Here is a 24,900-nt window from a genome sequence, read left to right as displayed (position 1 = left end):
GTGCGGAGGAGACAGCCATGGCATTTGGATCATCCAAGACTTCTACAGAGAGCAAGACGGCGTCTTTCTTTGCCCACGACCTCGTCGTGAAGGGTGACGTCGAGAATCAGGGAGACCTGCACATTGAGGGTCAACTGCAGGGCAACGTTACCGGTCACGGGACGATCACCGTCGCCGAACAGGGCGAGGTGCATGGCAACGTCGAAGGGCGTCTGGTCGTCGTGATAGGACGTGTCGAGGGGAATGTCACCGGCGCGGAGAAGGTTGAGGTTCTGGAGAAGTCGACCGTCAAGGGCGACATCACGAGTGCGCGCATCTCCGTCGAGGAGGGTGCATCAGTGTCCGGCAAGTTCGAAACGACTCCCCGAGAGGTCGGGATTCCGAGCGCGAAGAGCTAGTCTTCCACTACATATGAATGACGCAGCCGGCGCTTGGTTCATGGTGCCGGTTTGCCGTATGCCAGTGTCGTGGCCCCCTCAGTCGTCCCCGCGCATCTTTGTCGTTCCCGCGAAGGCGGGAACCCATCACTTCACGCAAAGCTGGACTCCTGCCTGCGCGGGCATGGCGAATCGGGAGACACACCACGTTTTATTGCACTGGATGTTCCGGTGCTATACTCTGAGCTACGAGATGGTCTGGCTCGAGCGACGGTGATCTGAGGGGACTGTCTGCTGGAGGGGTACGATGGGTGAAGGCAAACTGGCCGAGTTTCCAGCTCGCACAATTCTCGAAGTGCTGTTCACCAAGGACCCGAGTGCACTTTTGTCTGTTACGACGAGGGTCGCCCGGTACGACGTTGTCGTTGGCCGCAGTGGTATTCGCTACGCGAGTCGGGGACAGCTGGGTGGCGAGACCGCACTGTTTCTCCTACTTATGGAGACCGAGGGCACGTTTGCGCTGGGGCCCGTTACCTCGGACTATGTATCCAACTGCGTCTTCCAGAACCTGAGCGACGTCGATGCCGGGTTCGCAGAATGGAAGAATCGCTTGACTGGTACCGATCTCGGCTTCCTGGATCCCGGGCGCCTCTACTGGTGGCGCAGCAAGCTCAGCAAGGATGTGCAGCAGTTGGCCGCTCCGGAATATGAGATTGCGCAACTGACCAGGGACCGTGCGCAGACGATCGATTCGCTGGCGTCAGTGCTCGGGCAGGACGTGCTCGAGGTTGCCAGGACGCTGAACCGGATGGCACGACAGGAGTCCTTCGAGATCGTGCCATTTGTGCGTTCTCCGCGTCAGGCGACGTATCGCTGCGTTGTTGCCTCGCGCGACGCCCTGCTGGCCAATGCTTTCTGGCAGAACGTCTGTGGCGCGCAGATGCCGCTGCAGTGGGACAGTCATGAGCTGCTCTACCGGAGGACGATCTCTCACCCTTCCTATGACCTGGCGACCGTGTTTGTCATGCAGGTGCTGGACGACACGATGAAAGACATGGTCCGGCTGGCTGATGTCCTCTTCTTCCTGCTGTCGGACCTGCCCTCCGATGAGGAGGAGTACCTTGCGGAACTGCGTGCTCTCAACCCGACGATGTCCGTGTTCTTCTGGGGTGCCAGGCGACGGAGATGGGTGCGTCGCGTCGCGCAGTCGGTCCACTTTACGACTCCGCTGGAGCGCGAAGCCGTCCTGCAATCTCTGGACGTGTTCCTGTAGGTGAAAACATCGGTTCGTTTGGGGAGGTACGTGAAATGAGCGGAGGATACTGGAATCGCGTCCTGGTTGTCGACCTGGAACAAGGGACGTCACGTGACGAGGTGCTCGACGCGGGCGCGCGGGACCTTCTGCTCGGTGGGTCAGGCTTGGGCGCATGGCTGTGGGAGCATCACTCGGCGGCGGGCGCGGGCGCTCTCGAACCGGGGAACGCGCTGGTCTTCGCTACAGGACCGCTGACCGGGACATTCGCCCCGACCTCTGGCAGGCACGAGGTCGTCACACGCTCTCCCGAGACCGGCGCCTACGGCGAAGGGGACGCAGGCGGCACGTTCGGAACAGCCCTGAAGCGAGCGGGGTACGACGCGTTGGTTATCACGGGTTCGGCGGCGCGCGCGAGTGTCCTCGTTGTCGACGGGGACCAGGTTCGGCTTGAGGACGCTGGAGACCTCTGGGGCAAGGACGTCATCGATGCCGACACGGCCCTGCGGGCACGCCTGGGAGGTGGTTTCTCCACTGCACTTATCGGTCCTGCGGGGGAGCGCCTTGTCCTCATGGCCAACATCGTGCACGATGGGGCAGACGCGCGTGTGGCAGGTCGCGGTGGGCTGGGCGCCGTCATGGGGTCGAAACTGCTCAAGGGTATCGCCGTGCGTGGGACGAAACAGGTTCTCGTGCACGACCCCGACGCGCTGAAGCAGTTGATGCGGGAGACGGTTCCCGCCATGCGCGAGCGAGCCATCGGCATGCACCTGTTTGGTACGACCGGGGGTGTACAGCGTGCAGAGGAAGCTGGAGACCTGCCCATCAGGAACTGGCGGGACGGGAGCTTCCCACAGGCGGCCGCGCTGAGCGGCGAGGCTATCGCCGAGCGCCTCACCGGCCGGTATCACTGTGCCGGCTGTCCCATCGGCTGCGGCCGTACCGTGCGCCTGCATGTGGAGGGCCACGAGGGGCACAACGGAGCCGGGCTCGAGTACGAGTCGGTTGGGGCACTTGGGTCCTTGCTGATGCTCACAGATCTCGACGTCGTCGAGCAGGCCGCCTCCCTCTGCAACGTCCTCGGTCTGGACACGATCTCAACCGGCGGAACGCTGGCGACGGCCATGGAGGCTCGTGAACTGGGGTTGGTCACTGCTGCTGACACTGACGGCATCGACCTTGTGTGGGGCAACGGCGAGGCAGTCCTCGCCATGATTCCGCGCGTCGCCCGGCGGCAGGGCTTCGGTACACGGCTGGCAGACGGCTCCCGCACGTTTGCGGCGTCGGTTGGGCACCTCGAGCTGGCCATGGAAGTCAAGGGCATGGAGTTGCCGGCACATGACCCACGGGCCTACGTTTCGCTGGGTCTGGGCTACGCGACCGCAACGCGTGGCGCGTGCCACCTGCAGGGCTTCAGTTATGCGTTCGAGCGGGCGGCGACGATGCCCGAGATTGGGCTGACTGCACCGATGGACCGGTTCGAGCATACCGGCAAGGTTGCCATGGTCAAAGCCACGCAGGACCTGATGGGTCTGTTCGACAGTCTCAAGTTCTGCAAGTTTGCCATCTACGGAGGCCTGAACCTCACGCTGATGAGCCAGTTCCTGAGCGCCGTGACTGGGCGCCGGCTGAGCACCGCCGAACTCATGGAGATCGGTGAGCGCATCTACACCTACAAACGCCTGCTTGCCACACGCATGGGCATCTCCAGGGCGGACGATACGTTGCCTGAGCGCTTGCTGAGCACTGACCGGGGTGGAAGCGTTGCAGGGCACGTTGCGTGGCTTGACGCGGACGTGTTGAATGAGTACTATGACCTCAGGGGCTGGGACCGTCTGGGTATTCCGACGGCCGAAACGGTGAGACGGTTGAGCATCGACCAGTTGAGCACCGTGGACCCGGCGCCTGAAGGGGGAGACCTGTGTTGAGACAACGGAAGCGTGGACATACACTGAACATGCAGAAGGTCATGATGCTGGTAGCCTGCTTCGTTATCGGCTATCTCATCTGGAGCACGATTTCGGCGCTCGCCTATCTGGGCAAGGCGGACCGGGAGACGACACGCACGTTTGCCGAGTTGCAGCAGGTGAGCGCGCAGACGCTCGAACAACAGAAGGTCATGGAATATCATGCGACCAAAGCCTACATCGAAAAGGCCGCGCGTGAGGACATGCTCATGAGCAAGAGGAACGACACTGTCATCCTCTTCCCTGTGGATCGCACGGCCCGAGAGCCGGTTCCTCCTAAGCTGACAGGCATCCCTCGCGTGCTGAGTCAGCTGATCACATGGGTCAAGGGATGGTTTTAGGGTTGCATTTTGGCTTGGGCACTGTATGCTGTTCTGTTGGAGCCTGCCACGTCGGCAGAGCTATCCCCCACAGAGGTGAGTGACTAGTTTAATGGCCGAAGAGCACCGCATCAAGCTAACCGAAGGCATCGTCATCAAGATCGTTCCATTCGGAGCGTTTGTCAAGACAGACACTAATGAGGTAGGTCTGGTTCACATCTCAGAGATCAGTGACACCTACGTCAAGGACGTCAACCAGTTCCTCAAGGAAGGGGACAAGGTCATCGTTCGCGTTATTGGCCGCAACAAGGATGGCAAGCTCAACCTCTCCATCAAGGCTGCAAAGGCCGCCGGTGTTGCCGATGGAACGCCTGCCGCGCCCGCCCCGGAAGGTAGCTCCCCTGCCCAGACTTCTGCGCCAGGTGCGCCATCTGCGCGTCCCTCTTACAACTCGCGTCCCTTCCACGAAAAGCCCGTGCTGAGCCCCTTCGACATGATGATGAAGCGGTATCTGCAGGACTCACAGGAGTGCCAGGTCGACAAGAAGAAGCGGACAGAGCGCAAGCGCGGATAGCGTCTCGCTTTTCCTGACTTGACAGAAGCTGTCGCCTCTGCTACTATGTTCCAGTTTTCCAGCGCCCTGTGGCGGCGTAGCTCAGTTGGTTAGAGCATTCGGCTCATACCCGGAGTGTCGAGGGTTCGACTCCCCCCGCCGCCACCACATGCATCAATACTGCGTTTCCAGCACCACCTGCGAACCCCACCGACTCCTTTCGCCCGTCGCGGCACCGGACCTCTCAGACTCGTCAGCTTCCGCGCCCGAATGTGCAGCCGCGTGTAACACTACTGGGCCCAGCAGGCAATGCTCGAGTCTCTCTCGGCTCATTCATCCCCAGCATTGCGGCACTTGACCCACTCTCTGCCACGACTATCCTGAGAGCAGGATGGAGCGCGTTCCCCACTTTTCGCGCGTGTGGCAAGCAAACTGCCATTGGACGAAGTCAACAGTTCAGGAGCTGCGAATGGAACAAACATGCACAAGGCAGTCGCCGGCAGTGCAGGGTATCGCTGGCATGGCCAAACGTGGCCCGGAAACAGGCAAAAGGGGAGACCATGACTGACAAGGAAACCCGTTCAGGCGAGGCTGCCATATTACAGAAGCAGGCGGAGGAGGCATTGCGGGAGAGCAACGATCGTCTGTCGCTGGCCACACGCGCGGGCGGCGTGGGCATCTGGGACTTGGACCTTGTCCAGAACATACTGATTTGGGATGACCAGATGTTTGCCCTCTACGGGGTCACGCGGGATCACTTCGGCGGTGCCTACGAGTCCTGGAAAACGGCTGTTCTCCCGGAAGACGTACAGCAAGCCGACGCAGAAGTCCAACTGGCGTGGCGTGGCGAAAAGGATTTGGACACCGAATTCCGCGTTCTCTGGCCGAACGGAGCTATCCACAACATCCGCGTCCTCGCCATCGTAAAGCGCGACGCCTACGGCCAACCTGTGCGCATGATCGGCACGAACTGGGACACCACCGCCCAGAAGCAGGCCGATGAGGCGCTGAAACAGGCGCACGACGAATTGGAACAGCGTGTGGCGGAGCGGACTGAGGAGTTGCAACAGGCCAATGAGGACCTATGGACGGAAATCACCGACCGCAAGCAGGCTGAAGAACTGACTCAGCGGGAACGAGCGTTCTTCGACCAACTGGTGGAGACGGCCCGGGAAGGTATTGCGATCAACGATCCCCAAGGAAAGGTCATGCGGGTGAACGCCGAGTTCGTGCGCATGTTTGGCTATGGTGCCAATGAGGCTGTCGGGCAATGTATCGACGACCTGGTGGTCCCTCCCGCGCGCCAGGAAGAAGCCAGGGCGATAACAAGGTCTGCCGGCCAAGGGGAGGAATCTCTTCTGGAAACGGTGCGGTGTAGGAAAGACGGTACCCTCGTTGATGTGTCCCTCATCAGCGCACCGATTCTGGTCGCGGGGAAGCAGGAGGCGGTTTACGCCATCTACCGCGACATCACCGACCGCAAGCAGGCGGAGGAGGCGTTGCGGGAGAGCGAGGAGAACTTCCGGCACTTTCTGGATGACTCTCCGCTCGGCGTGCGCATAGTTACTGCCGAAGGCGAGACAATTTATGCCAACCGGGCGATCCTGGATATCTATGGGTTCAGCAGCCTTGAGGAATTGAGAACGACACCCCTGGAAAAGCGGTACACGTCTGAGAGCTATATCGAATTCAAGAAGAGATATGAGAGAAGACAGCAAGGCGAGGATTCTCCTTCGGAATATGAAGTCAACGTCGTGAGGAAAAACGGCGAGGTCCGGCATCTTCTAGTCTCCCGCAAAGGGCAGCTTTGGAACGGTAAAAAGCAATATCAATTGCTCTACCGCGACATTACCAAGAGCAAGCAGGCGGAGGAAACACTCTACAATGAGCGATTACTGCTTCGTACACTTATCGATAATATTCCGGATTCAATTTATTCCAAAGACTTGGCCTGTCGCAAGACACTTGTCAACTCGGCTGAAGTACGCTACATCGGAGCGAAATCGGAAGCTGATCTGTTAGGCAAAAGTGATTTTGATATTTACCCAGGAGAACTTGCGGAGAAGTTCTTTGCTGACGATCAATTGGTAATGCAAACTGGTGAGCCAATGCTCAATAGGGAAGAGTATGTACTTGACGAGAAACAACAGAAACGTTGGTTGCTCACTTCTAAACTTCCATTGCGGAACCAGGAGGGCCGGATTATCGGTTTGGTAGGTATCGGTCGCGACATCACGGACCGCAAGCAGGCGGAGGAGTCGCGCGAACAGACTGAGGCCCAACTCCGTCAGTCCCAGAAGATGGAGGCTATCGGGACACTGGCAGGAGGGGTGGCGCACGACTTCAACAACCTGCTGACCGGCATCCTGGGCAACATCGCCCTCATGCGCGGCAGCCTGCCCCCAGCTGACCCGTTGCTGGAGAACCTGAACGCAGCCGAGACCTCTGCCCGTCAGGCAGCCGACCTCACGAAAGGACTGCTGACCTTCAGCCGCAGTGCCATGGTCTTGCCGGTTCCCATAAATATCACGGCCGCGCTTGATGCGACCCTGGCGCTGTTGAAGCAGTCACTGCCGGCCACCATAGATATCGTCCGTGACTATGAGCAGACAACGTGGAACGTCCTGGTGGACCAGTCACAGATGACGCAGATCTTGCTCAACCTCGCGGTGAACGCCCGCGATGCCATGGATGGCAAAGGAGCGCTGACGATACGCGCCAGGAACGAGGTCGTGGGAGAAGAATACCTTCAGACCCATCCTTTTGCGCGCACGGGTGAGTTCATCCATCTCAGCGTCACGGACACCGGTCCCGGGATGTCTTCGGAGGTCATGGAGCATCTCTTTGAACCCTTCTATACTACGAAGCCAATAGGGTCCGGCACGGGCCTGGGACTCTCTGTCGTCTACGGTGCCGTCAAGCAGGCCGGAGGCTGGATCACGGCAGTATCCACGGAAGGTGTCGGGAGAACCGCCCCTCAGAAGTACCCCTCGGATTGGAAGAACATCCTCGGGGGCATTGGACAAACATGTTCGGGGGCGACCTTCGACATCTACCTCCCTCGATGCCTGCAAGAACCCGCGCAGTCCTTTGCTCCCGCATCCATCCCTGTGAACGCAGGCAGCGGCACTGTCCTAGTGGTCGAGGATGAGCCAATCGTGTGCGCGGTCACTCAGGCTCTCCTGAGCAGGAGCGGGTATACGGTTCTGACAGCACTGGACGGGGCATCGGCCCTGAACGTCCTGCGGGATCACCCTGTGGGCATCGGGCTCATCCTGCTGGACATGACCATGCCGGGCATGACCACGGGCGAAGTCGTGCAGGCCATCAGGGCCCTGGACCCCACGGTCCCCATCCTGCTGAACTCCGGGTACACCTCCAACGGCGCCGTCAAGCAGATGCTCGAGGAGAACAGTGTCCAGGGCTTCCTGGGCAAGCCGTACGACCTGGACCAGTTGCTGGGAAAGGTGCAAATGCTGCTCCACAGAGGTTGAGCGGGCTGCTGGCGTCGAGATGACGACTCCGGCCATAGTTGGCAGCTACCCCAACAACAGACCCCGAAGACAACGCTGGATTCCCGCATACGCGGGAATGACGAAGTGATGGGGGTGGATTCCCGCCTGCGCGGGAATGGCGGCAGTGGCAAGCGCATTGTGCAGGAGGTCATCATGGACATCGTGCCGGGCGAGGTCGCTGGAGAAGTACATCGACGAAACCAGCAAACAAGAAACTAAGGATTCGCGCATTCCGTAGGTCGGTGGCCAGGACGCAAATGAGCGATGAAGGCGGTCGCCAAGTGCGGTCTTGATGTGATCATCCGGTATGGAGGGTTCAATGAAGGAAGAGAAGACTGTCTGGGGAATACATGCGGGGCCGGAAGAATTGAAAATGCTCTTAAGAATATCCTAATGGGGAGGTGTGAATGAAAACTGATGTTGAATATTTGCAGTTTATGTGGCCTATGAGACACTTTCTAATTAGCTGTGGAGATATAGACGACAAGTCAAACATTATTGCAGCTAGTTTTTGCATGCCTGTCTCAAAGGAGCCCCCGCTTATAGCATGCGCTATTGGAAAGAAGGCTTACTCATCAGAGTTAATAGAAAGCACTAAGGAATTCATTGTAAATGTCCCCACAAAAGAACTGCAAGCAAAGATATATTACTGCGGTTACCATTCAGGACACGAGGTAGACAAATTTAAGGAAACAGGTTTAACACCAAAACCTGCACGGAAACTAAGAGCCCCAATTATTGAGGAATGTGTAGCTCATATGGAATGCAAAGTAGTGCAAAAATTTGAAACAGGCGACAAAAACCTCTTTGTTGGTGAAGTGATAGAGGCATATGCAGACGAAAAGGTTGTAAAAGGAGAAAAGAAGATTGAATATGCTGTAGGCGATTTTCCATCTAAAGTTTATGATACAAGGTCTAAAAACTTGTAAAGTTCAAGACTATTCCCTGATCTCTCTTCAAGAATTGGATTCTGAAACAAGTGCTTGCCCACGGCATGGAAGGGAGTGCAGAATAACAAAAAAACAAGAACAAGAGACTCCTACGGGCAAAGATCACCCTCTGAGTGACGGTGATGAGTGTTTGGGCCCATTACACCTGCAAGATGCGCAGGCTCTCTCCCATAATGAATGTCCTGGGACTTTCACAACGCAGGTAGCGAGACGAGAGAAGCCCGTCACAAACATGCACAGGAGGCACACAAAAGAAATGAAACGCTACAGGTGATCTTCAGCAACGCACGGGACATCCTCGTCAGTAAGGGATGCTTCCTCCAGGACGCCGACGAATACGTCCAAGATGCAGCCGGCTGTGTCTGGTCTGGCATGACAGATGGACAGAGCAGATGCGCGTCGTGTCTCGTGGTGGACCCAGTCAATCTGGACTGGAACCTGCTGCTTGCTGATTAGAGGAAGTTGAGCGCGATAGTAGAGAATGAGGAGGAAGAGAACACCGCGTATGAAAAGCCTGCTGCTCCGACTGTACGACAGAAGCAGCCGGTGAGCAACCATTCGAGGCTCTAGCCGTCCCGGACAAGACTACCTGTTGTCTCTGGAACTACTTCTGTGGGTGACCCCATGTACTTCTACAATTGCTTGCCGGGGAGAGAGAGGTGGGTTCCCAGTCTTGGTCATGTCTCTTGGGAAACAGGGTCACCAGGCCGGCCACGAATGCGGCCATAACCGTCGGTACAAGGACGTACTCAGCAGTTACCCTGCTATGACCCACCCTCGAGCGACACGGTGTTCGTGTCAAAGGTAAGCTTCACTGCTTTCATGTCGTCTGCGCTGGCAGGAGTTGCTATGAACTCGATGCGCGTCCAGGAGCCGCCCGGGAGATTGCCCGCATACGTCTGTGTCTTCGTGGTTGTGTTCCCAAACGTGAGGTGGAGCGTCAAGCTTGCCTGAGGTTTTCTCTTGGGCCACTTGAGCGCACACAATGCGCTCTCATACTATAAAATTTGATCTTCGAACTCATAGCTTGCGTGGCTCCCGGAATGTCGTTGGAGCATCGTTGACCTGATTCGGGTTCCCTGTCATCGTCGCAGGACTCCTCCCCCAAGGCCTCCTGTATCCCGACTTAGAGACTGGCTCTCTGCTCGGGGAAGACTGCTATGCGAAGGCGGCTATTGCCGAGCTAAGGGGGACAAGGAACCTGCAGGAAGTAAGAGAGGATAGAATCATTATGGGCCGATAAGGCAGATACAGGGTTACTCCTTAGCCAATACATATAGCGAAACGTGTTTGTTCATCGAGAATCGCTAGATGTCTGACTTCTCCGCCGCTTCAATCTGCGGCAGATACGAACAACGCAGTTCGGTCCACTGTTCGCACTATGTTGACGCCAGGGCTTGGCTAGATATGCTGGATGTCAGAAATGAACCGGGGGTATGGAAGCTCTGTTTGATGACAGGTGTCGGGGCCATGATCGCGCGCCCGTACTGCTCAAGGAGGAGGCTCGAGATGGGCCATGATAGACTCGCGGAAGATCCAGCACGGCTAGCTTGGACACGGACTATCTGTGCGGATTGTTTGATGCCATGGAGAGGCACATGGTTGTGAGGATGACATGATGCCCCAGGTGGCACCGCTTCCAGGTGCGCCACGCATCGGGTTCGCGACCCAGGGCTGGCCGGGCCGCCTGGCCAGGAAGCAGGGCTTGGTGGCCGGGCCGGGAAGCGCATACGAGTCGTTCCTGGTCGGTATGCCCGACGGCACCTGGGGATACTGGATTGCTCATGGCTCCGGCCAGCCGGGCTTTTCGCGAGGTAGCGGCTTCTGTCAATGAGGTCTCTCAACAGTATGCTGCTGTGATCAAGGGCCTCCTTGAGGAGATCCGGGCTACACACCTATAAAAAGGAAGGGAGGACAATGGCGGGAGTATTAGTGTTCAGGTACGGAAAGGAAGAGTTATCGGTTCTTCCTGAGACGATGGTTGTACAAGATGAGCAAGGGGACGAATGCACAAGCGGAGAAAGGAGCCGGCAATGGCCATCCACATCGTAACAGACAGCACGGCATGCCTGCCGCAAGGGTATGCCGAAGAGCATGGCGTCACGGTCGTTCCACTCAGGGTTTCGCTCGACGGCGTGTACTTCCGCGATGGCATCGACATCACGAACGATGAGTTCTACCGCCGCCTCGTGGCAGGCGCGAAAGCGGGTAGTACGCAGCCGTCGCCTGACGAATTCGCTTCTGCATATCGCGCCATTCTGGACAAAGACCCCGAAGGCGACATCGTCTCGATTCACATCAGTTCGCGCCTGTCGGGCACGCTCAATGCGGCTCTCACCGGGCGCAACCAGCTGGACACGGTTCATGTCCGGCTGGTGGATACCTGGAATGCTGGTCTCGGTACCGGTTTTCCAACGATACGAGCAGTAGAACTCGCCGGAGCAGGGGCGCCGCTGGGGCAGGTCGTCGCCGAGGTGGAGGCACTGTGTCTGCGGACCCATGTCTACTTCGTGCTCGACTCCCTCAAGTACTTCGAGAGAGGCGGGCGCATCGGAAAGGCTGCTACCATCGCCGCCAGCATCCTGAAGATCAAGCCCATCCTCACCTTCATCGAGGGGGTCACAGATGTCGTGGACCGTCCCCGCACCAAGAAAGTTGCGCTGGAACGTCTGTCGGCAATCATCGACAAGCATGTGCAGAAGGGCGTCGAGTATATAGGGTTCCAGTACGCCACCAACCGGGCCGAGGTTGAGGACTTCCAGCGTGAGTTCACCTCCAGGCACAACCTGCCGAGCATTCTAACCCAGCTTGGACCTGTCGTCGGATCGCAGTCGGGACCTGACATAGTCGGAGTCATCATCTCAGAGAAGAAGTCACAATAGCCGACAACGGACGGGAGAAACCATGATCTACGCCATTGCCTCGCTGTGCGACTGGTTTGGCGCCAAGCGCGTCGCCATGTGATTGTTCGCTGCAGCTCCACGTTCAGACTATGGCGCATGGTGGGGGGCGGTCGGTCTCATGCAGACCGGCAGGGACGAGGAGGCACTGCGCTTGGAGATCGTACGTCCGGGGGGAAGAAGGCAGCATGAGATTGAGATACGATTGGAAGGCATTGAGAGACCTGTACGTCCGGGCAGACGACGAGTTGACCCTGGAGACCCTTGTCGCGGGTGCAGCCCTCGGCGCATCGCGGACCGGGTGGGTGCGCCTGGTTGGTCCCCAGGGATACGGTGCGAAACATTGAGCGCCGTCTTACCTGTATTCCTTATAGGTTGATCGATTGAACGGCATGAAAGCGCCGTTTTCATTGCTTTTTTGCCAATCGGTGGTATGGTCGCCTATCATCGAGCATGCAGGAGGCTAGTTTATGGTGATTGTGTTCTGCGTTGTCGCCGTGATATTTCCTGCCTTACTTGTCTATCTGTGTTATCGGTTTGCCGCTTTGCGAAAAATCGGCACGGTGTTGTTGTGCTACGCTGCCGGGATAATCTTGGGCAATATAGGCCTCCTGCCCAAAAGTGTCGCGCCTTTGCAATCTACCGTGACGAACTTGAGCGTGGCGCTTGCCCTGCCGCTTCTGCTCTTCTCGATCGACGTGAAAAAATGGTTCAAAGTGGCGGGCAAGGGAATGCTCTGCATGCTGTTGGCGACGATCGCCATCGTGGCGGTCGCCTTTGCAGCCTACCTGGTTACGCGGAAGGGCGACACGGAGGCCTGGCAACTCGCCGGCATGGCTATGGGGATGTACACCGGCGGAACGCCCAACATGGCGGCTATCAAGTCCGCCCTGGGGGTACCGAGCTCCACCTATATTCTCTTCCTTACCTACGATACGGTTGTTTCACTTGTCTATATCTTGCTCATGTCCTCGGTAGCCCGGCCTTTCTTTCGCCTCTACCTGAAGCCCTTTGAATCCCCTCTCTCCGACGGCGCGGTTACCGCCGAGGGTGATGAGGATGAGTCGATCGAAGCCTATTCGGGTATGTTCAAGCCGGCCAACGTGCGCGGCCTTGGTCTAGCCCTGTTGCTAAGCGCGGCTATCGTCGGCGTATCGGTTTTCTTGGGAGGGCTCCTGCCCGGATCGGCTTCTACGGCGGTGACTATCCTGTCCATCACCACCCTGGGCATTAGCGCTTCCTTCGTGCCGGCTATCCGCAAGATCCGGAAGACCTTCCAGGCCGGCATGTACGTCATTTACGTGTTCTGTTTCGTGGTCGCCTCGATGGCGAAGCTCGATAGCCTGATACACATCGATTTCCGCATCCTGGGCTTCGTGATCGCCTGCATATTCGGTAGCCTGCTTCTCCATTCCCTTCTCTGCCGCTTATTCAAGATTGACGTGGATACCTTTATCATCACCTCGGTATCGGCTGTCTGTTCGCCGCCTTTCGTGCCGGGGGTAGCCGCGGCGCTCAAGAACAAGGCCATCATCATATCCGGTCTGACGACGGGCATTGTCGGCTACGCTATCGGAAACTACTTGGGCATTTTCTTCGCTTACCTGTTCAGGAGCATTCCATGAGAGGAGCAGACATGACGAACAGCCTGCCAAAAAAGGGAAGACCCCGCGCCGAGATCCTCGCCGAGCTCGAGGGCTTCGGCAAGGACGATCCTCAGTATAAGAAAGCCAAGACGTGGAGCCTGGTGTATTACTTGGACGAGGACTATACCCAGTTTCTCCAGGAAGCTTATGGCAAGTACTTTTCCGCCAATGGCCTTAATCCCGCGGCCTTCAAGAGCTTAAAGCGTCTCGAGCGAGAGGTTCTGCGCACGACCTGCGACCTCTTGCACGGCGACGACCAGGTCTGTGGCGTCATGACCTCCGGCGGCACGGAAAGCTGCCTGTTGGCGGTAAAGACCTACCGTGACCGTGGTTATGCCCAACGTATACGTAAGCCGGAGATGGTCATCCCTGAGACGGCGCACGTTGCCTGGGAGAAGGGCGGCGATTACTTCGGCGTCAAGATCAGGCGCGCCTCGCTCGCTAAGGACCTGGGGGTTGACCTTGAGTCCGTCAAGAAACTGGTGAACCGGAACACGGTCATGATCCTGGGGTCGGCGCCCGAGTACCCCCACGGCATCATCGACCCGATAGAGGGCCTGGGTTGCATAGCGCAAGAACGGGGCGTCCCCCTGCATGTCGATTCTTGCGTTGGCGGATATTTGCTTCCCTTCCTGGAGAAGCTCGGCGTTGGCTTACCGGCCTGGGATTTTCGCGTGCCGGGGGTAACCTCCATTTCCGCGGACATCCACAAATATGGCTTCGCCGCCAAGGGCGCGTCGAGCATCCTGTACAGGAACCTGGATTACTTCAAGCACCAAGTATTCGTCTACGAAAACTGGCCAGGTGGCATTTTCGCTTCCCCTGCCTTGCTGGGGACGCGGCCGGGTGGCGCCTACGCGGCGGCCTGGGCCGCCCTCCAGGCCAACGGAGAAGAGGGCTACCTTGAGCTCGCCAGGAGAACGATGGACGCAACCGGCCGATTGCTTAGCGGCATCAAGGCCATTCCCGGCCTCGAGATCATCGGCGACCCCAAAACGAGTCTCTTCGCGTACCGTTCGTCGGACCCCGCGGTGAACATATTCGCCGTTGGCGACCAGCTGGAGAAAAAGGGCTGGCTTATCGACCGCCTCCAGCGCCCAGACGCCCTGCACGCAATGGTTACCGCCTCCCATGACGCGGTTGTGGATACATACCTTACTGATTTAGCCGAAGCTGTTGCCCAAGTTCGAGCCCACCCCGAGTTGGCCGAATCCGGCCAGGCTGCCACCTACGGGATGATTTCTCACATCCCCTTGCGCGGTATGGTACACAAGCAGGTACTCAATATGTTCGCGGCCACCTATTGTCTTTCCGGCGGAGAGATAGACCTGTCCGACTCGGCGTCCTTGGCTGGCGGAGCGGGAGAAAGCGCGAGTGGGGTCCAGGCAAAAGTGGGCTTGGTCCAAAGGCTAATGAACTGGTACGTTAAACGGCAACAGGCAAAAGAGACCCGCTCATAACGAGAGAGCGGGACCGGGGTAGTGGCTTTACAGTTTTACCCCAGTACCCTAGCCTGTGGCCATGACGAACAATGCTATTGGCTTAATGGCCGGCAAACCCCGCGGCCGGCCTGGATGACAGTTCCTATCAGTTTCCGGAACGGGAATATCGCGACCTGCTCTGAGGGGGATCATGAAGTTGGACAGTTCTGTTTTTGAGCTCGACCTGGATCGGGTAATTCCCGTCATTGAAACCTTCATTGCCGCCAAGATGAACGAGTTGGGACGGACGGGGATTGTGGTGCCGCTGTCTGGTGGGCTGGATTCCAGTACCGTGGCTGTTCTCTGCGCGCAATCAGTCGGTCTTGACAAAGTGACCGCGCTTCTTCTTCCGGATAGGCAGGGTGCGCCGGACGCCATCAAATTTGCCACCCTTGTTGCCGATCGCCTGGGCATCAAGACAGTGCGCCAGGACACCACAAAACTCAATAAATCGGGCGGGGTATACGATTTTATCGCCAACAAGGTGCCCAACAAAAAATTGGTTGCCTCGGTGGTGAGGCGCTATCTCTCCGGTGATGACGGTAATTTTTACCTAGCCGGTATCGCCGGCACCGACCACCAGCTGACCCGCGAGGCCCTTGCTTCGATCTATGCCAAGCAGCGTTTGCGCATGGTTACAACCTATCATTATGCTGAATTACATCGCCTGATGGTTGTTGGCAGCGCGCACAAGAGCGAGGACCTGCTGGGACTCTTTGTGAAGTTCGGGGTGGATGACGTGGCCGATCTCATGCCACTCAAGATGCTGTACCGCAGCCAGGTTCTGGCCATTGCCGCCCGGGTAGGTGTGCCGACCGAGGTGCTTGAGCGCAGCCCCAATCCGGAGATGCTGCCTGGTATCGAGGACAAGTATCAGGATGTCCTGCATGTTTCGTCGGAGGCGGTGGACTTAGTGCTCTGGGGCATTGAACAGGGACTGGACGATGCCTTCATCGCCGAATCAGTTGCTTTGCCCGTCGCCAAGGTGGCAGAACTCCGGGATATTGTCCGGCTTTCGGCTCACATGCGCCATCCTTCGCAATTTCCTCAATTATAATGACGCGTCTGTAGGGTTTTCCCACTCTCAGGTTTATGTTTCTCCATGCTTGCCAGGTTGGATATCCCCGTTTTTCTGGGAAGTTTTTACCCCGATAAAATTGACCATCGCCTGCATCTCCTGCAAAACCCTGTGGATATAAAAATTGACATGCAGAACAATGAAAGCAAATTTGCATTGCGGGCAGGTTTTGAAAATGACGGGACGTTCACCCCGCATCGACTCATCTTAGATACAAGCTCATGAGGATCTCTCATTGCTTTCATGTACTCACGATCTACCCTTGTCTCTCACCCATACTACCTGGAATAGTACTCCTCCATCGTACGAAATGGAGGTGAACTGGCTCCGTAACCTCATGAGAAAACGGAGGTGAAGAATGACAGAATACTGCTGGTCCTTCGGACGAGAGAGGAGGAGCGGGAATGGAGCCCGGGATGTAGGAACGTGGAAGCCCACGACAGTCACGGGACAGGCGTGCCTGACAGCAGGTAAGACAGCAACAACGGCGGTGCTGGGCGATAACTGTGAAAGCGCCCGTATCGCAGGGGCTTCTGCGTCAACCAGCCCGTGTAGAAATCGAAATGCCGCCGCCGACGACATGAAAGCCGTGAAGCTTACCTTTGACACGAACACCGTGTCGCTCAAGGGTGGGTCATAGCAGGGTAACTGCTGAGTACGTCCTTGTACCGACGGTTGTCGCCGCATTCGTGGTCGGCCTGGTGAGCCTGTTTCCCAAGAGACATGACCAAGACTGGGAACCCATCTCTCTCTCCCTGGCAAGCAATTGTAGAAGTACATGGGGCCACCCACAGGAATAGTTCCAGAGACAACAGGTAGTCTTGTCCGGGACGGCTAGAGCCTCGAATGGTTGCTCACCGGCTGTTTCTGTCGTACAGTCGGAGCAGCAGGCTTTTCATACGCGGTGTTCTCTTCCTCCTCATTCTCTACTATGGCGCTCAACTTCCTCAAATCAGCAAGCAGCAGGTTCCGGTCCAGATTGACTGGGTCCACCACTGTTTCGCTTTGGGACTGTAACACTCTTGGGACGGTTCCATAACTGTAATACTCTCGCAACAGGGCATACTCCCTGTCACTGCAACATCCGACGTCCATGGTTGTTGCAGAAATGACACGGTGGCCTGCCCCCAAGTCTGAAACCTCGCCCCGTACCTATCACAGATGCCGTCTGGCCTGGCATGACATAGGCGCATGCCCGCATCGAACATATGTCATATTGCTGCCGTCAACATCGAGTGTGTGTGATCCCAGGGCCGCAGCATCCATTCACCACTTTCTCGCCGGGCACCTCACCGCGCCACGCAGGGGAAAGTCGGGGTTGTTGATGCGGTATGCTACTAGCCTCCCTGTCTTCTTGACCCGGTGCAGCTTCGGCTGCACTCTCAGGAAGAGCTCCTGTGAGACTATGGCTGTGAGGTCGCCATGCACGGTCGCGCCGAAAGCCGTGAAGGATCCTGTGTAGGCCCTGTTCATCAGCAGCTTCCGAACCGCAGATTCCCGCCTTCGCGGGAACGACGGAGTTCCACGACATGCAGAGCGGCCGCGAATTCGCGGCCGCTCTCTTCATTCCTGATGTGCTGGGCTGTGGTCTTCAGTGACTCCTGAAGGCTATCCCATGTAAGCGTTCTTCCAGTCGACAATTCCCAGTGCCGACTGGTAGAAGTTCTTGATGCTCTTCTTCAGGAGCACCGGGCTCGTGCAGTAGTAGATTGGAAGAATGGGGAAGTCTGTCATGAGGATCTTCTCTGCGGCATGCAGTGTCGCCATGCGCGCCTTCGGGTCGACAGTCGCTTTGGCCTTTGCGATGAGAGCATCGTAAGACTTGTTGCTCCAGCCAGTGTGGCTGGATCCGCCACCCGTTACAAACATGTACAGGAACGTGCTGGGATCCATGTAGTCACCAGTCCATTGCACCAACGCAAGATTGAAGTTCATGTGTATCAGGTCATCCACGAAAACGCCGAGCTCCTCGTTCCTGAGGGTGCAGGTGATACCAAGGTTCTTCTTCCACATCCCCTGGATCGCCTCGCAAATGGTTTTGGTCAGGTTGGAGGTGTTAAAGAGCAGTGCGAAGGCTGGGAACCCCTTGCCATTGGGATAACCGGCCTGAGCAAGCAGGGCCTTTGCAGTCGCGATATCGTTGTCCTTGTAGAAACTCACCTGGGAAGCCTTGCGGAAATCGCTGCCAGGAAGCGCATCTGGCATACCGTAGGGAACAATAGCCAGCGCAGGAATCTGTCCGCCCTTCGTGACGGACGTAGTAATGGCCTTGCGGTCAATCGCCAGGAGCAAGGCCTTACGGACGCGGACGTCGTTGAACGGCTTCTTGGTGACATTGACCCGATAGAACAAGGTCGCAAGATACGGAAGGATTTGTGCATCGCCTGAGGCGACCAGCTTGGGCAACTCCGAGAGGGGTACGGTGGAGGATGCGTCCAGTTGACCGCTCTGATACATCGAAAGCGCAGTCGACTCATCCTCGACCATGAGGTACGTGATCTTCGTGAGCTTGACCTTGTCCTTGTCCCAATATGTCGGGTTCTTGACAAAGACCATCTTCTCGTTGTGTGACCATTGCGTGAGCTTGAACGGTCCATCGGTGACGTAGTTCGTCAGATCGGAGGCCCACTTGTCATTTGTGCTGACAACGGCCTTGCAGACCGGCATGTACGTAGGGAACGCCGTCAAGCTGAGAAAGTAGGCAGTGGGCGACTGGAGATACACCTTGAGCGTTTTCGCGTCCAGTGCCCTGACACCGACATTCTTGCTGGGATCGATCTCTTTCGCCATGTTCGGAACGGGGACAACCTTGCCCCCAACGGTTTTCGTGAGAGGATTGCCTTTGGCATCGACAGCCTGGGCATAGTACTTGGTGCCGACTTTGATAGACGTGTTGAAAGCTTCACCGCCATACACGTAGTAGACCTGCCAAGCGTATGCGGAAGCCAACTCCGGGCTGAGAGCGCGCTTCCAGGCATACTCAAAATCGTATGCAGTGACCGGCGTTCCGTTCGTCCAGTACGCATCGCGAAGTGTAAACAGATACGTCTTCCGATCCTTGGAGATCGTCCAGCTCTTCGCAATCGCGGGCTGCGGCGCATTCTTGTTGTCGATACGCGTCAACCCGTCAAAGACCTGCAGGTCGATGTTGACATCCGCAAGGGTAGCTGTAATGCCTGGATCGAGTGTAGCAGGCTCGGTCCCAAGGTTGTACGTTACCTCTTGAGCAACTGCCTTTGCTGACGGTACAACAGACAGTCCACCAAACAACGAGACCAGAAATACAGCTACCAAGACAAGTGACAGTGCTTTCCTCATACAATAGCCTCCCCTTCTCAACAGGATTTGTCGCATCTTGCGACTACTAAAATAATAACAATGTACCAGGAAAATACAATTCGATCCTGTGGACGCGGCGACCCAGGGTTCCCCTGATTCTGTAGCGGATATGGCGTCCTACAAACATGCAGAGACAGAGAGGGAAAGGGGTGTTGTCCCGGCCGCCGGAGTTGTCCTACCGGAACGCTCATGAGGGCCCATTGCAGAAGGCGTACAGGGAATGGCGCAAGGAACGCCGTCAAGACGTGCTGAGAGGGCTGGTTCCACTAGCAGGGCAGAAATGAAGAAGCCCGCCTTGCCGTTGTCCCCTACCCGGAGCCACAGTCGAAGTCGGGCTGATTTATTGACGTATTTTATTATACCATACGCAAAAGATTTTGTCAAACGCTTGTCCCTGAGAGGCCTGTCATGAAGATTGAAGGGAAGTTCATTCAGATTCCCTCCTCCAGGGAGACACGAAGCTCGACAAGTATGCGAAGATCGTCTGGATTGCTCTCGCCAACTATGCCAATGACGAGGGGCGGTGCTGGCCAATGATAACGACCCTGGCAAGCGACACGGGGTTGTCTGAACGGACGACCCGAAGGGCAGTCAAGAATCTCGAGAAGTACGACTGGCTCAAGATAACAGTCCGCAAAGGGACCTATTCTCTCTATCATCTGGTCGTCCCGAAGGTCTCTCCTCGAAACAAGAGCGGAGACGTTTCCATGCCCTTGCAGAACGAAGTCTCTATGCTGTCTTCAGGTACAAGTGCGACCCCTGTTACCGGACTAGAAAAGGGTAAAGGTAATGCCTATGCGGGTTCAACAGGTGAGTGCGGCCCAGGTTACCGACGAACTATATCCATTGAACTATATCCAAAAAATCAATCGAGAGACTTCTCGAAAAAGAGCAAAATCCAAGCAAGGACAAAGCCCAGACTTTTCCGCTTCGTTTGATTCTGAAGCAGGTCGTTTTGTCCTGGGGACAGACGCCCGCCGGAAACTTGAAGAGGGTCATCCGAACGTCGACCTCGACGCGACCCTGAAGATCATCGAAGCCCGGGTCCTCCAGGGAAAGTCACCACCTATCAGGGCCCTGGCCTATTTGGAGACGTGTCTGTTGACGCATGGCTGCGTCATGAAGAAGGGCGCACTCATTACCTTCGATGATGGCACGACCGGGCGCGTGAAGACGCACACCGACGAGGAGCTGGACCAGGTCGAGCAGAAGAAGCCCCGGGAGACGAGGTCTCTCAGCAAGGCAGAGGAAGAGATCCTGTCAAAATGGAGGGACTCATGAGCGACGACGTACAGTCTGAAGTCCAAGCCTTATATGACGACCGCGCCGAGACGGCCCTCCTGGGAGCCTGGCTTTCAGATGACAAGAAAAGCTCCGACTATCTTCAGCATAAGAAACCAGTCGACGACTTCTATCGGACAGAACATTCCGACATCGTCCGTGCGATCGAGGCTATTGTCAGCTCAGGCAAGCAAGCGGACCCTGTCACGGTTGCAGCTCGTCTGAAGGTGACAGCTGTGCGTCTGGGGGTCTACATCCTCGCGCTGTCCCAGGTCTCCCATGAAGCAGTCAAACAGGGTTCTGTGCTGAAGATGCAGGACCTCAAAGATTCGAGCGGTCTCGAGCAGGCAGCAGACGACGTGATCCTCCTGTCGGAATTGGAAGAGTCGTCGGAAGAGCGAGGAGTCCTGGGCTGCGTCGTCGACAAACATCGCTCCGGGAAGAGGGGCAGCTGTTGACTCGAGTTCGACAAGAAGCGTCAGATGTGGGGTTCCCTGGACGGTGCGCCCGCTGTCGAGGAGGGGAAGCATGGCCGGGTATAGAGCCTATGATTGGGAAGCCTTGAAGTTGGAATACATCACGGCTGGAGACGACATAACGCTCTTGTCCCTAGCTGCAAAGGCTGGCGTCTCCCTGACTCTCCCCTCCCGTCGAGCGAAAGCGGAGAACTAGAAATTGCCGTAGGCACTCTTCAGAAGGCACAGGGGGGTTCTCAGAAGAGCGACATCCTGACCGGAGACACTATAAAAAGGGGGGAGCAATCACAAGTCAATGGTTGAGTAAGGCAGCAAGGAAACGAATGTGGCAAGCCCTCAAGCAGCACTACTCGCAAGGTGGCTTCTTGCTGTTCGACAAGGACGGGCGCGGCGGGGGGGACTAGACATGGCACAGACAACGTGTGACGGGTGCAGGTATAACCGGGCCGGGCGGTGTCTCGATCACGTGGTCTTTAGTGTCCAGGGCGGCGACCGCCATCAGCACTTCCTGGCCAATGGTCAGGTTGTCGGCAAAACTGCCCAGGAGTACACTCCACACGACCACATACAAGCATGCAGCCAGAGTGGCTCCGGTCCTCGCCCGCCTGAACCACTACTTCGGCCTTCCTGTCGCACCTGCTTCGTTACGACGACTGCTGGTTGCTGGATTGTCCAGGTTCATCCATCCCCTCTCTCGACATCTTTGAGCGTAGCCGTCATGGATGACCTGTCAAACGCGCCCGAACAGCATAGACCACCCGGAGCCTCTCCTTGACAAAGGAAGAGGACCCGCTAAAATATTGATGCGAAGGACCGCCCGTTATATCGCTCGACAAAAAACGCTGGCGGATGCCCCGTGGTGTGCCGGTTCGCGCCGACTGGAGGCAACGATGAAAGTCAGCATCATTGGTGGAGGGGGGACTAGAGTCCCGATTCTCGTGGGCGCTCTCCTTGACCTTCAGGAACGACTCGGCCTCACGGAGATCTCGCTGATCGATCCCGACGGCGAACGGTTCGCCGCCGTGGACAAAGTCGTCAAAGCCATTGTCCAGGACAGAAACAGCACGGTCGAGATCTCACACACTGGTACGTTCCGCGAGTGCGTGATGGGAGCCTCCTTCGTCATCGCCGCCATACGCGTGGGTGGCGATCATATGCGCACGCTGGACGAACGCATCCCCCTCTCGATGGATGTTCTGGGGCAGGAGACGGTCGGCGCAGGTGGCTTTGCCATGGCTGTCCGCACCATCCCCGTCGTGCTGGACATGCTCAAAGAGCTGCGTGAGGTTGCGTCCGACGCCTGGTTCATCAACCTCACGAATCCGTCGGGGATCATCACGCAGGCCATGGTTAGCCATGGAGACTTTCACAACGTCGTCGGCATCTGTGATGCGCCGACCTTCATCGGCATCCTGCTGGCCTATCTCCTCAAGGTCCAACCGGAAGACCTGGTGCTGGACTACTACGGGCTGAACCACTGCGGTTTCGTCAAGAGTGTCTACGCCCTCGGGCACGACGTGCTGCCCCAGATCCTTTCCATGATCGACCAGGCGCCCGGTTTCGAGGCGAGGACACACTTCTCACCAACATTCATCCAACGCCTCGGCAAACTCCCCAACGAGTACATCTGGTACTACGCGTTCAAGCGCGAATCGCTCGCGGCCGTCAAGGCTGCCGGAGAAACCCGCGGCGAGGAAGTGGAGCGCCTCAATGCACAACTTGTAGCCGATCTCATGGCAACCAGCGACCCGCTGGCCACATATCAGGCATATCTCGGCAGACGCGCGGACGGTCACCTCGCACAGGAGTATCGGACCGCCATGGGCCTCACGAATGACGGAGGATACAGCGCAGTTGCCATGGATGTGCTTCTCGGCCTCGCAGGCAAAGGTCAGTCCGTCGTCCCCGTCAATGTCATGAACCGTGGGGCGATTGCCGGCCTTGCCCCCGACGATGTCGTCGAGGTCCCGTCACTGATCACTGAACGGCTCATCCGCCCGCTCGCGGTCGGACCCATCGACAGGGAATCACAACTGCTGATCGAGCAGGTGAAACTGTACGAGAGGTCCCTCGTCGACGCGGTTGCGTACCGCGACCTCAAAGCTCTCATCGAGGCTCTGGCACTCAATCCGCTGGTACCCTCGCCGGCCGTGGCACGAGATCTCGTGCTTGCGTTCAAAGAGCAGGAAGCCCCATACTTCGACAACTTCAAATAGCAGCACGTATCCGCAATTCGATGGAGACAGCATGAACTTCTGGGAAAAGCTTGCATACAGCTTCGGCTCGATGGGCAGCAGCCAGCGCGCCCATCTCTCCACGGAAAGCCATCAGGCAATAAGTTGGAACGACTTCCTTCCCATTCCGCCCATCGATTCGGCACAGAAATACGTCGTGTTTCAACCACATTCCGATGATGCGGTCTTCTACGCGGGTGGTCTCCTGCTCAAGCTGGCCAAGGCAGGAAAAGACGTCACGCTCGTCACGATGACCGATGGACGCCTGGGCAGTACAGACGTCTCGATGACACCCGAACGCCTGGTCGCAATCCGCCGTGATGAGGACCAGAAGGCTGGCGAGGCCATCGGCGTTCACAAACACCTGTACCTGCCCTTTCACGACGGTGAGCTGCCGCGCGGCGGGGAAACGACCGCGGCGATGGTCCGCATCATCCGGCAGGAGAAACCGGACGCCATCTTGGCGCCCGATCCGTGGCTGATGTATGAAGCCCATCAGGACCACCTCAACTGCGGCTGGTCGGCGGAAGAAAGCATGATTTACTGCAAGCTGCCCCTGTATCTCCCCGAACTGCCCCCTCACGATGTCCGGTACATCGCGTTCTACAGCACTAGCCGGCCAAACCAGGTAGTCGACATCAAGGCCGAGCAGCCCCAGCTGCTGGCAGCTCTCGGCCTGTACAGGAGCCAGTTTACCCCGGAGACACTGGAAGAGGCGAGGCAGTACCTCAACCTCAAGGGCTTGAAGCTGGGCAGCGCACACGGCATGCGGCTGGCAGAGGCATTCAAGGTCCTGACCCCCTCCCACCTTCATACAACAAACGTCGACTCAGAGTTCTTTTAGCATGGCTCTAACGTACTATCTCGGCGTCGACGGGGGGACGACCAGGACGAAGGCTGTCGTCGGTGACGATGCCGGCCATATCGTCGGATCCGGCGAAGGGGGCGCCTCCAACTACCAGGTTGTGGGACTCGAAGCGGCCATATCAGGCATCACCGACGCCGTTCAGGGAGCCCTGGCGGCTGCGGGCCTTTTGCTAACGCAGGTCGAGCGCGCCGTGTTCGGGCTGTCGGGGATGGATCTGCCCATGCACCGCGAAGTACTTGCTGCAGCTCTGACGTCTGCATTCCCCGGGCTCATCTTCGACCTTGTCAATGATACGTGGATCATGCTCAAGGCAGGAAGCGACAAGGGCTGGGGGATTGCCCTGGTGTGCGGCGGAGGCGCCAACGCATGTGCCTGCAGCCGCGACGGGACTTGGGTCACGCTCCGGGGCCTGGGCTATCAGAGCGGCCTGCGAGGCGGTGGACTGGCCATGCTGAGAGACATCCTGCACTATGCGTTTCTTTCCCACGACGGGACAGGGCCGAAATCCGTACTGGAGCAGACGGTACTGGACGTGACCGGTGCCCCCGACTATGACACGCTGCAACTCCTGTTCCTCGAGGCCGTACAAGACATGGTGGGACACGGAGAGCTGCTGCATCGGGCTCTGGCTATCGTCCCGCTGGTCTTCGACGGCGCGACGGG

At 57.5% G+C, this 24,900-nt stretch carries 25 protein-coding genes, 1 tRNA gene and 1 pseudogene; 23 read left to right on the top strand and 4 right to left on the bottom strand.

Annotated elements, in window-relative coordinates:
* Positions 1-17: 17 nt before the first annotated feature.
* The 10 genes from SMC1_RS02680 to SMC1_RS10325 all read left to right on the top strand — a co-directional run bounded on the left by SMC1_RS02680 (position 18) and on the right by SMC1_RS10325 (position 9,390).
* Positions 18-398: a bactofilin family protein gene (locus SMC1_RS02680; RefSeq protein ID WP_119085269.1), complete on the top strand. Its 381-nt coding sequence runs from the start codon at positions 18-20 to the stop codon at positions 396-398.
* A gap of 286 nt (positions 399-684) precedes the next feature.
* Entirely contained in the window at positions 685-1,650 is a 966-nt protein-coding gene (locus SMC1_RS02675; RefSeq protein WP_119085268.1) for a DUF4388 domain-containing protein, read from the top strand.
* A 35-nt stretch (positions 1,651-1,685) separates the two neighbouring features.
* A complete protein-coding gene (locus tag SMC1_RS02670) occupies positions 1,686-3,557 on the top strand; it encodes an aldehyde ferredoxin oxidoreductase family protein (protein WP_165849165.1) in 1,872 nt (623 codons plus the stop codon).
* Positions 3,554-3,937: an FtsB family cell division protein gene (locus tag SMC1_RS02665; protein ID WP_119085266.1), complete on the top strand. Its 384-nt coding sequence runs from the start codon at positions 3,554-3,556 to the stop codon at positions 3,935-3,937. The genes SMC1_RS02670 and SMC1_RS02665 overlap by 4 nt, the downstream gene beginning before the upstream one ends.
* Before the next feature lie 79 nt (positions 3,938-4,016).
* Complete coding sequence (locus tag SMC1_RS02660) at positions 4,017-4,490, top strand: S1 RNA-binding domain-containing protein (RefSeq protein ID WP_126855149.1); 474 nt, start codon at positions 4,017-4,019, stop codon at positions 4,488-4,490.
* A 70-nt stretch (positions 4,491-4,560) separates the two neighbouring features.
* A tRNA-Met gene (locus SMC1_RS02655) sits at positions 4,561-4,637 on the top strand.
* Positions 4,638-5,029: 392 nt separating this feature from the next.
* Entirely contained in the window at positions 5,030-7,963 is a 2,934-nt protein-coding gene (locus SMC1_RS02650) for a PAS domain S-box protein (RefSeq protein ID WP_119085264.1), read from the top strand.
* Positions 7,964-8,071: 108 nt separating this feature from the next.
* Positions 8,072-8,203: a hypothetical protein gene (locus SMC1_RS11090; protein ID WP_279386557.1), complete on the top strand. Its 132-nt coding sequence runs from the start codon at positions 8,072-8,074 to the stop codon at positions 8,201-8,203.
* A gap of 188 nt (positions 8,204-8,391) precedes the next feature.
* Entirely contained in the window at positions 8,392-8,913 is a 522-nt protein-coding gene (locus SMC1_RS02645) for a flavin reductase family protein (protein ID WP_119085263.1), read from the top strand.
* Positions 8,914-9,204: 291 nt separating this feature from the next.
* A complete protein-coding gene (locus SMC1_RS10325; protein WP_126855148.1) occupies positions 9,205-9,390 on the top strand; it encodes a hypothetical protein in 186 nt (61 codons plus the stop codon).
* 308 nt (positions 9,391-9,698) lie between these two features.
* Here the strand turns inward: SMC1_RS10325 and SMC1_RS02635 are convergent, their stop codons facing one another.
* Positions 9,699-9,878: a hypothetical protein gene (locus SMC1_RS02635; protein ID WP_126855147.1), complete on the bottom strand. Its 180-nt coding sequence runs from the start codon at positions 9,876-9,878 to the stop codon at positions 9,699-9,701.
* 1,089 nt (positions 9,879-10,967) lie between these two features.
* On the opposite strand from SMC1_RS02635, the gene SMC1_RS02625 reads away from it, so the two are divergent.
* The 6 genes from SMC1_RS02625 (at position 10,968) to SMC1_RS02600 (ending at position 16,679) form a co-directional block, all read left to right on the top strand.
* A complete protein-coding gene (locus SMC1_RS02625; RefSeq protein ID WP_165849164.1) occupies positions 10,968-11,816 on the top strand; it encodes a DegV family protein in 849 nt (282 codons plus the stop codon).
* A 206-nt stretch (positions 11,817-12,022) separates the two neighbouring features.
* Positions 12,023-12,181 carry a hypothetical protein gene (locus tag SMC1_RS10490; protein ID WP_165849163.1) on the top strand — a complete coding sequence of 53 codons (159 nt, stop codon included), beginning with the start codon at positions 12,023-12,025 and terminating at the stop codon, positions 12,179-12,181.
* Positions 12,182-12,304: 123 nt separating this feature from the next.
* Positions 12,305-13,459 carry a DUF819 family protein gene (locus SMC1_RS02620; RefSeq protein WP_119085258.1) on the top strand — a complete coding sequence of 385 codons (1,155 nt, stop codon included), beginning with the start codon at positions 12,305-12,307 and terminating at the stop codon, positions 13,457-13,459.
* The gene (locus SMC1_RS02615) at positions 13,456-14,940 is read left to right on the top strand and encodes a pyridoxal phosphate-dependent decarboxylase family protein (protein ID WP_207799272.1); all 1,485 of its coding nucleotides are present in this window, start codon (positions 13,456-13,458) and stop codon (positions 14,938-14,940) included. Before SMC1_RS02620 ends, SMC1_RS02615 begins: the two co-directional genes overlap by 4 nt.
* Before the next feature lie 172 nt (positions 14,941-15,112).
* A complete protein-coding gene (gene nadE / locus SMC1_RS02610; RefSeq protein WP_119085257.1) occupies positions 15,113-16,018 on the top strand; it encodes an NAD(+) synthase in 906 nt (301 codons plus the stop codon).
* 379 nt (positions 16,019-16,397) lie between these two features.
* Positions 16,398-16,679, top strand: a complete 282-nt coding sequence (locus SMC1_RS02600) for a hypothetical protein (protein WP_119085255.1) — start codon at positions 16,398-16,400, stop codon at positions 16,677-16,679.
* A 626-nt stretch (positions 16,680-17,305) separates the two neighbouring features.
* Here SMC1_RS02600 and SMC1_RS02595 read toward each other — a convergent pair.
* Positions 17,306-17,587 (bottom strand): recombinase family protein, encoded by a 282-nt coding sequence (locus tag SMC1_RS02595; RefSeq protein WP_413814601.1) that lies wholly within the window; start codon positions 17,585-17,587, stop codon positions 17,306-17,308.
* Between the two features lie 60 nt (positions 17,588-17,647).
* On the bottom strand, positions 17,648-19,357 hold the full coding sequence (locus tag SMC1_RS02590; protein ID WP_165849161.1) for a peptide ABC transporter substrate-binding protein: 1,710 nt from the start codon (positions 19,355-19,357) through the stop codon (positions 17,648-17,650).
* 494 nt (positions 19,358-19,851) lie between these two features.
* Between SMC1_RS02590 and SMC1_RS11200 the strand changes: the two are divergent.
* The 4 genes and pseudogenes from SMC1_RS11200 to SMC1_RS10475 all read left to right on the top strand — a co-directional run.
* A pseudogene (locus SMC1_RS11200) lies at positions 19,852-19,986 on the top strand (helix-turn-helix domain-containing protein); the annotation flags it as partial.
* A 181-nt stretch (positions 19,987-20,167) separates the two neighbouring features.
* Positions 20,168-20,659, top strand: a complete 492-nt coding sequence (locus tag SMC1_RS10970; RefSeq protein WP_243626462.1) for a hypothetical protein — start codon at positions 20,168-20,170, stop codon at positions 20,657-20,659.
* The gene (locus SMC1_RS02575; protein ID WP_165849159.1) at positions 20,656-21,117 is read left to right on the top strand and encodes a DnaB-like helicase N-terminal domain-containing protein; all 462 of its coding nucleotides are present in this window, start codon (positions 20,656-20,658) and stop codon (positions 21,115-21,117) included. Before SMC1_RS10970 ends, SMC1_RS02575 begins: the two co-directional genes overlap by 4 nt.
* A 70-nt stretch (positions 21,118-21,187) precedes the next feature.
* A complete protein-coding gene (locus SMC1_RS10475; protein ID WP_165849158.1) occupies positions 21,188-21,331 on the top strand; it encodes a hypothetical protein in 144 nt (47 codons plus the stop codon).
* 204 nt (positions 21,332-21,535) lie between these two features.
* Here SMC1_RS10475 and SMC1_RS10470 read toward each other — a convergent pair whose 3' ends face one another.
* Positions 21,536-21,694 carry a hypothetical protein gene (locus SMC1_RS10470; RefSeq protein WP_165849157.1) on the bottom strand — a complete coding sequence of 53 codons (159 nt, stop codon included), beginning with the start codon at positions 21,692-21,694 and terminating at the stop codon, positions 21,536-21,538.
* A 331-nt stretch (positions 21,695-22,025) separates the two neighbouring features.
* On the opposite strand from SMC1_RS10470, the gene SMC1_RS02570 reads away from it, so the two are divergent.
* The 3 genes from SMC1_RS02570 to SMC1_RS02560 form a co-directional block, all read left to right on the top strand.
* Positions 22,026-23,351 (top strand): hypothetical protein, encoded by a 1,326-nt coding sequence (locus SMC1_RS02570; RefSeq protein ID WP_165849156.1) that lies wholly within the window; start codon positions 22,026-22,028, stop codon positions 23,349-23,351.
* 31 nt (positions 23,352-23,382) lie between these two features.
* Positions 23,383-24,213 carry a PIG-L deacetylase family protein gene (locus SMC1_RS02565; protein ID WP_119085248.1) on the top strand — a complete coding sequence of 277 codons (831 nt, stop codon included), beginning with the start codon at positions 23,383-23,385 and terminating at the stop codon, positions 24,211-24,213.
* A 1-nt stretch (position 24,214) separates the two neighbouring features.
* The coding region (locus SMC1_RS02560; protein ID WP_119085247.1) for an N-acetylglucosamine kinase at positions 24,215-24,900 on the top strand (686 nt) is incomplete at its 3' end.

The organism is Candidatus Cryosericum septentrionale, assembly GCF_003570995.1.
Taxonomy (GTDB): domain Bacteria; phylum Caldisericota; class Caldisericia; order Cryosericales; family Cryosericaceae; genus Cryosericum; species Cryosericum septentrionale.
Note: the sequence above shows the minus strand (reverse complement) of the source record. Positions and strands in the feature narration are given on the sequence as shown.